The sequence below is a fragment of the Dietzia sp. B44 genome (assembly GCF_014145245.1).
In the GTDB taxonomy this organism is placed as follows: domain Bacteria; phylum Actinomycetota; class Actinomycetes; order Mycobacteriales; family Mycobacteriaceae; genus Dietzia; species Dietzia natronolimnaea.
On record NZ_JAALEF010000315.1, the window covers coordinates 1 to 6,898 of the forward strand.

At 70.7% G+C, this 6,898-nt stretch carries 7 protein-coding genes; 4 read left to right on the forward strand and 3 right to left on the reverse strand.

The window, feature by feature from the left end:
• The first annotated feature begins 151 nt into the window (after positions 1–151).
• Positions 152–1,417, forward strand: a complete 1,266-nt coding sequence (locus G6017_RS10925; RefSeq protein WP_182610474.1) for a calcium/sodium antiporter — start codon at positions 152–154, stop codon at positions 1,415–1,417.
• 73 nt (positions 1,418–1,490) lie between these two features.
• On the opposite strand, the gene G6017_RS10930 is transcribed toward G6017_RS10925, so the two are convergent.
• Complete coding sequence (locus G6017_RS10930) at positions 1,491–3,311, reverse strand: FAD-binding dehydrogenase (protein ID WP_182610475.1); 1,821 nt, start codon at positions 3,309–3,311, stop codon at positions 1,491–1,493.
• Positions 3,312–3,328: 17 nt separating this feature from the next.
• Positions 3,329–4,060 carry an AAA family ATPase gene (locus G6017_RS10935; protein WP_304815314.1) on the reverse strand — a complete coding sequence of 244 codons (732 nt, stop codon included), beginning with the start codon at positions 4,058–4,060 and terminating at the stop codon, positions 3,329–3,331.
• Positions 4,061–4,083: 23 nt separating this feature from the next.
• Between G6017_RS10935 and G6017_RS10940 the strand changes: the two genes are divergently transcribed.
• The 3 genes from G6017_RS10940 (at position 4,084) to G6017_RS10950 (ending at position 6,503) form a co-directional block, all read left to right on the forward strand.
• Entirely contained in the window at positions 4,084–4,872 is a 789-nt protein-coding gene (locus tag G6017_RS10940; RefSeq protein WP_179524938.1) for an MBL fold metallo-hydrolase, read from the forward strand.
• A complete protein-coding gene (locus G6017_RS10945) occupies positions 4,869–5,747 on the forward strand; it encodes a Sir2 family NAD-dependent protein deacetylase (RefSeq protein ID WP_179524937.1) in 879 nt (292 codons plus the stop codon). The genes G6017_RS10940 and G6017_RS10945 overlap by 4 nt, the downstream gene beginning before the upstream one ends.
• 135 nt (positions 5,748–5,882) lie before the next feature.
• Positions 5,883–6,503: a carbonic anhydrase gene (locus G6017_RS10950; protein ID WP_182617339.1), complete on the forward strand. Its 621-nt coding sequence runs from the start codon at positions 5,883–5,885 to the stop codon at positions 6,501–6,503.
• A gap of 82 nt (positions 6,504–6,585) precedes the next feature.
• Here the strand turns inward: G6017_RS10950 and G6017_RS10955 are convergent.
• Positions 6,586–6,898 (reverse strand): PUA domain-containing protein (locus G6017_RS10955; RefSeq protein WP_347237991.1); only part of this gene is annotated, 313 nt, incomplete at its 5' end.

Below are 6,898 nucleotides of genomic sequence, written 5' to 3' on the forward strand. Positions count from 1 at the left end.
GTGATGTCCGGCTGGGTGTGATGTCCAGGGAGGTCGCCGCCTGCGCATCGACAGACCGGAGTCCGGCACGGGATGATCGACCCATGGGTAACGCAACGAGACCGTCACCGTCGGCCGGGCCGGGGTTCACCACGATCCGGTCGGACCCGTCATGAGCGCCCTCACGGTGCTCGCCCTCGCGGTGGGATTCGTCCTCCTCATCGGCGGCGGCGAAGTGCTGGTGCGAGGCGCCGGCGGTCTGGCCGCGACCCTCGGAATCTCCCCGCTGGTGGTGGGACTCACCGTCGTCGCCTTCGCGACCTCCGCGCCGGAGTTCGCGGTGAGCGTCGACGCCGCGCTGAGCGGGTACCCGGGGTTGGCCGTCGGCAACGTGGTGGGCAGCAACATCGCGAACATCCTGCTCATCCTGGGCCTCACAGCGATCGTCGCCCCGCTGGTGGCGACGTCCCGGATCGTGCGCGTCGACATCCCCATCATGGTGCTGTTCTCGGTGGTCGCGCTGCTGGTGGCACTCGACGGCACGATCAGCTTCCTCGACGGTCTGCTCTTGTTCGCCGGCCTCGTGGCGTATGTGGTGGCGACGATCGTCATCTCGCGCAAGCAGGATGGAGGCCGGGCCGCCGCGGCATCGGAGGACCCGGTCGGTGACGGCGCCGGTGGTGGCGCCGCACGTGATGCCGCCGCGGGCGATGACGCCGCAGGTGATGCCGCCGCGGGTGATGACCCCGCAGGTGGCGCCAGCGCCGGCGAGACGCGGTCGTCCGGCGTCGCGTCGTCACACCCGGTTCTGGTCAGCAGCGCCTTCGTGATCGTCGGAGTGGCCCTGCTGGTGGTCGGCGCGCGACTACTCGTCGCGGCGGCGAGTGATCTCGCATCGGCATGGGGAATGAGTGACCTGGTCATCGGTCTCACGGTGGTGGCGGTCGGGACGTCGCTGCCGGAGCTCGCCACGAGCGTGGTGGCGGCGATCCGCGGCGAACGGGACCTGGCCATCGGCAACATCGTCGGTAGCAACATGTTCAACATCGGTGCCGTTCTCGGGATGACCTCGCTCATCACGCCCATCGACGTCGCCCCCGGGGCCGTCCGCTTCGACCTGCCGATCATGCTCGCCGTCTCGCTGGCCCTGCTCCCGATCGCCTTCACCGGTATGGCGATCAAGCGGTGGGAGGGACTGCTCTTCACCGGCTTCTACGCCGCGTACGTCGTCTATGTGGTGCTGCAGGCGGCCGACCACGACGCGTTGGATCCGTTCAGCGCCGCCATGCTCTGGTTCGTCATCCCCATCACCGCGTTGTGGCTGATCGGGCTGGCCACCTACGAACTCGGTCTGTTGCGGGGACGCAGACAGGCGCGGGCGCGACCGGTCCCCGCCCACGACGGCGCAACGGATACGGGGACCGGTGGCCCAGGGTGACCCCCCGTAGCGCGGCCGGGGACGACGGTCCTCGACGCGAGGTCCGTGCGCCCGCCGTGGTCGCCCGTCCCGATCAGACCTCCCGCACCATCGCTCGGCCCGCCTTCATCCCGGAGAAGATGCAGCCGCCGAGGAACGTGCCCTCCAGCGAGTTGTACCCGTGGACCCCCCCGCCGCCGAACCCGGCGACCTCGCCCGCCGCGTACAGGCCCGGGAAGGGCTGACCATCGGGGGTCAGGCACTGCGAGTCGAGCGTCGTCTCGACTCCACCGAGAGTCTTCCGGGTCATGAGGTGCACCTTGACCGCGATGAGCGGCCCGCCGGATCCGGCGGCGGAGCCCTTGCCCGGGCCGGAGTCGGCGAGCAGCCGGTGTGGTTTGGCCATGCGGGTGAGCTTGTCGGTCAGGACCCGCCGGGCGTTGTGGATGGCCTGCACCTGCGCATCCTTGGCGAACGGATTGTCCATCTGCCCGTCCATGGCCAGTACGAACTCGCGGACGCGTTCGAGGTCCAGCGCCGGCTCGCCCTCACGCAGCAGCGTGTTCATGCCGGCGACCATCTCTTCCAGCGTGTCCGCGACCACCCAGTCGACGCCCTTCTCGGCGAAGTCGGCGATCGACGGCGGCAGTCCCTTCCCCGCCTTGGACGCGAACTTCTTCACGCTCTTGTCGGTGAGCTCCGGGTTCTGTTCGGAACCGGAGAGGATGAACTCCTTGCCGGCGATGGCGGAGTCGAGGATGAACCAGGAGTAGTCCTGACCGGTGCGGCGGATGGCCTCGATGGATGCCGTGGTGTGGAATCCGGGGAACAGCGGCACCGGCATCCGGTCACCATTCGCGTCCAGCCAGAGCGTGGACGGCCCCGGGATGATCCGGATGGCGTGTGCGGGCCAGACGGGCGCGAAATTGGCCACGCCCTCGGTGTAGTGCCACATCCGATCCCGGTTGATGAGGTTCGCCCCGGCCGCCCCGGAGATTTCCAACATCCGCCCGTCGACGTGCTCGGGCACGCCCACGATCAGGTGCTCGGGCGCCGCACCCAGTGTGTCGGTGGGCCAGTACTGCCGGACCAGGTCGGGATTGCCGCCGATGCCTCCGGAGGCGATCAACACGGCGCTCGCCCGGAACTCGAACGTGCCCGTCTCCTCGCGGGGCGAGGCGACACCACGGTCGAGGTCGCACGGTACGAGGGTCGCCCCCCGCACCCCTGCTGCGCGGCCGTCGTCGATCACGATCTCGTCCACCCGGTGGCGAACGGCGAAGCGCACCAGGCCGGCGCGGGCGGCGTCGCGGACGGGTTCCTCGAAGACCCGCACCACCTCGGGCCCGGTCCCCCAGGTCACGTGGAATCGCGGAACGGAGTTGCCGTGGCCGTCCACGTCGCCACCGCCCCGCTCGGCCCAGCCCACGGTGGGGATGATTCGCAGGCCCAGGTCGTGCAGATACCGCCGCTTCTCCCCCGCCGCGAACTCGACGTACGCGCGCGCCCACTCGCGCGGCCAGTGGTCCTCGGGTCGGTCGAACCCGGCGGAACCCAACCAGTCCCGCCACGCGAGTTCCAGCGAGTCCTTGATGCCGATCCGGCGTTGTTCGGGGGTGTCCACCAGGAACAATCCGCCGAGAGACCAGAACGCCTGCCCGCCCAGGTTCTTCTCGTTCTCCTGGTCCACGACCAGTACCTTCTTGCCGGCGCGGGTGGCCTCGTGGGTGGCGACGAGCCCTGCGAGCCCGTGCCCCACCACGATCAGATCGGGTACGAACCCGGGCTCCGGGGCGGGCAGCGGCCCGGCGTTGGCGGCCCGGGACACCGACGGCGGTTGGTAGGCCGGATATGTGGGGTGAACGGGCCGGGCATCACCGGCGGTGCGGGCAGAACGGGACGCGGAATTGGTCATGGGTTCAGTGTGCCCGGTCACTCCAAGAGGTGGCGCAGGTACCGCTCCGGAGCATCGAGATAGCGCCGATGTTGGTCCACCATCGTCAGGTCCTGCCACCGGCTGCGCTGCATCCCCTCGTCGGACAGCTCGTAGACCGCTGCACCCGGTACCGAGGCCAGGATCGGTGAGTGGGTGGCCATGAGCACCTGCGCGCCGCGACGATCGGCCAGCTCGAGCAGCAGCGCGACCAGCCTGAGCTGGGCATCGAAAGACAGCCCCGCCTCGGGCTCGTCCAACACGAACAACCCGCCGCCCGAGAACCGTGAGGTGGAGACGAGGTCCCAGAACGCCTCCCCGTGGCTGCGCGAGTGGAAATCCTGCTCGGGCCCGGACGACTGCAGGTAGCTGAACATGCCGTGCATCGTCTCGGCGCGCACGAAGTAGCCCCACTTCGACGCGGCGCCGCCGCGGACCAGCCGCAGGGCGTCGTGAAGCGGCGACTCCGACTCCCACGTGACGTCCCGGCCGTTGACCGAGCCTCCCTCGGCACCCAGCCCGTACGCCATGGCCACAGCTTCGACGAGCGTGGACTTGCCCGCACCGTTCTCCCCCACCAGGATCGTCAGGTCCTCGAGTTCGAGCCCTCCGCGCATCAGGTCGGCCACCGCGGGGATCGAGTACGGCCACACATCCTGATCCGCGACCGCGTCCGGATCGACCGTCACCCGCACGAGCGGCCGCGGGTCCAGCACACCGTGTCGGTTCACGCGGCCACGGTACCGTGGCCGTCATGCGGATCCACCAGATCAACTGCGGGACGCTCCTCGGTCTGGTCCCGTGCCGGGTGCTGCTGGTCGAGGCCCCGGACCACCTCGTGCTGGTCGACACCGGTCTCGGCCTCCGCGACGTCGCCGATCCGTCCGGCCGTCTGGGTCCGATGCGACACGCGCTGCGCGCACGCCTGGACCCGGCGGAAACCGCTCACCGGCGCATCGAGGCGATGGGTCTCGACCCTCGCGACGTGCGACACATCGTGATCACCCACCTGGACGCCGACCACATCGGCGGACTCGCCGACTTCCCCGGGGCGCAGGTGCACGTGTCCGCCGAGGCGCTCACGTGGGCGGTGCGCACCCCCCGCTGGGTCGAACGCCGCAGGTACCGCCGCGCGCAGTGGGCGCACGGCCCCGACTTCGCCGAATACGTCTACGGGACCGATAGGTGGGAGGGGTTCCGGGTGCGCCCCCTCGACCACGTGGCCGAGGGGATGGTGTTGGTGGACCTGCCCGGTCACACCGTCGGGCACGCCGGTGTCCTGGTCCCGGGCGGCGGGGGCGGAGAGTCCGACGACGACAACGACATCCTGCACGCCGGCGACGCCTTCTACTCGCGTGGCCAAATCGGCCCGGCGGCCGCGAACGCCAGGCTCATCGGGATCCCGGAGCGCCTCATGGCGTTGCAACCGGCGGCGGTCGAGCTGACCCACGCCCGCCTCGCGGCGTTGGCCGCGCGCCGACGGGACGACCTGTCCGTGGTGTGCGCGCATGATCCCTCCGGGCCGGGGGGCATCGGCACATGAGGATCCGGGAGACCGCCTGGACGCCCGCAGAGCGCACCGACCCGGACCCGGATCTTCCCGAGCGGGCGCAGGCGCTGGCCGAGCTGATGCGGGGACGCCGGGCGACTGTCCTGACCGGTGCGGGGATCTCCACCCCCTCCGGCATCCCCGACTACCGGGGCCCCGACTCCCCCGCCCGCACCCCGATGACGTTCCAGCAGTTCGTGGGCGATCCCGCGTTCCGCCGCCACTATTGGGCCCGCAACCACCTGGGGTGGCGCCACATGGAGTCGGCTCGGCCCAACGCCGCGCATCTGCTGCTGGCCGACTGGGAGCACCGCGGCCTCGTCGCCGGGATCATCACCCAGAACGTGGACCTGCTGCATCTCAAGGCCGGTAGCCGCACCATCGTGGACCTGCACGGCAGCTATGCGGTGGTGGTCTGCCTGGGATGCGGGACGCGGCAGAGCAGATGGGCGTTGCACGAGGACCTGGAACTCCTCAACCCCGGGTTCGCCGAGCGGGTGACCACGCGCGGGGCCATCGAGGTCGCACCGGACGCCGACGCCGTCCTGGACGACACCGCCGGGTTCCGGATGGTGGACTGCCGCCGCTGCTCCGGGGTGCTCAAGCCCGACATCGTCTACTTCGGCGAGAACGTCCCCGCGCATCGCGTGCACGCGGCCAACGCCCTGGTGGACGAGTCAGACCTCGTCGTCGTCGTCGGCTCCTCCCTGACGGTGAGGTCGGGCTACCGGTTCGTGAGGCGCGCCGCCACCACCGACACCCCGGTGGCCGTGGTCAACCGTGGCCACACCCGGGCGCACGCCGACGCTCTGCTCGCGGTGGACGGTGACTGCGTCGAAGTGCTCACCCGCGTGGAGCGCGCGCTGTGACCGGGCGGCGCGCTGCCATTACGTGATCGGCGTGCGTGATCGGGCTGGTCATCGGCATGCGTGATCCGGCCGGGTGACGGCATGCCCGAACGGGCTGCGTGATCCACGGGAACGGCGCAGGCGCAAAATGAGGGCATGAGCACAGATCTGACACCCGATGCCGTACTGGACCGACTCCTCTCGGGCAACCGCCGCTACGTTGACGGCGCCGGGCTCCACAGGCACCAGGACCCCGCCCGCCGCGCCGAGCTCGCCGGCGAGCAGCACCCCTTCGGCATGGTCTTCGGCTGCGCCGACTCGCGGGTGCCCGCCGAGGTGGTCTTCGACCAGGGACTGGGCGACCTGTTCGTCATCCGCAACGCCGGCCACATCGTGGACCCGTCCGTCCTGGGCTCGATCGAGTTCGGCGTGGACGTGCTCGGCATCCCTCTCACGTTGGTGCTCGGGCACATCTCGTGCGGCGCCGTCGGCGCGACGATCACCGCGATCGATACGCACTCCACCCCGTCCGGCTACCTGCGCGACGTGGTGGAGCGGATCTCCCCGGCCGTGTTCGAGGCCCGTCGCGACCCCTCCGCGGGGTACGACGACGTGGTGATCGAGAACGTGCGTCAGACCGTCACCGCGATCCGGGAGAAGTCCACGGCCGTCAACCGTGCGATCACGGAGGGCCGGACCGCGATCGTGGGCGCCCTCTACAACCTCGCCGAGGGCACGGTCACCCCGGTCCACACCGAGGGCCGGGTCACTCTCTAGGACCGCGTCCCGGCCGCTGCGCGGGGGCGCGCCGGGAACGTCAGGGACCCGACTCGTCGACGACGTCGGGGGCCCGAGTCGTCTACAGGGCCACCAGGTCATCGGCGTGCACGAGCGGCCGCCCCTGACCGGTGGTACCCACGCCCGAGGCGCGGTCGGCCAACCTCGAGCGCACCTCGATCGAGTCGTATTGCGCGATCCCACGGGCGACGGTCGCGCCGGCCTGGTCACGCATCTCGATCACGTCGCCGAAGTGGAACAGCCCGTCGACGCCGGTCACCCCCGCCAGGAGCAGCGACCGCCGGGAGCCGGTGACGGCACGCACCGCGCCGTCGTCCAGGATCACCGCACCCCGCGCGTCGGCGGCGTGGCGGACCCAGAACCGCCGCGCGGTC

Bases quoted from the DNA above. Each gene is read 5' to 3' on its own strand.
- G6017_RS10930 (WP_182610475.1), bottom strand. From the start codon at position 3,311: ATGACCAATTCCGCGTCCCGTTCTGCCCGCACCGCCGGTGATGCCCGG.
- G6017_RS10925 (WP_182610474.1), top strand. From the start codon at position 152: ATGAGCGCCCTCACGGTGCTCGCCCTCGCGGTGGGATTCGTCCTCCTC.
- G6017_RS10940 (WP_179524938.1), top strand. From the start codon at position 4,084: ATGCGGATCCACCAGATCAACTGCGGGACGCTCCTCGGTCTGGTCCCG.
- G6017_RS10950 (WP_182617339.1), top strand. From the start codon at position 5,883: ATGAGCACAGATCTGACACCCGATGCCGTACTGGACCGACTCCTCTCG.
- G6017_RS10945 (WP_179524937.1), top strand. From the start codon at position 4,869: ATGAGGATCCGGGAGACCGCCTGGACGCCCGCAGAGCGCACCGACCCG.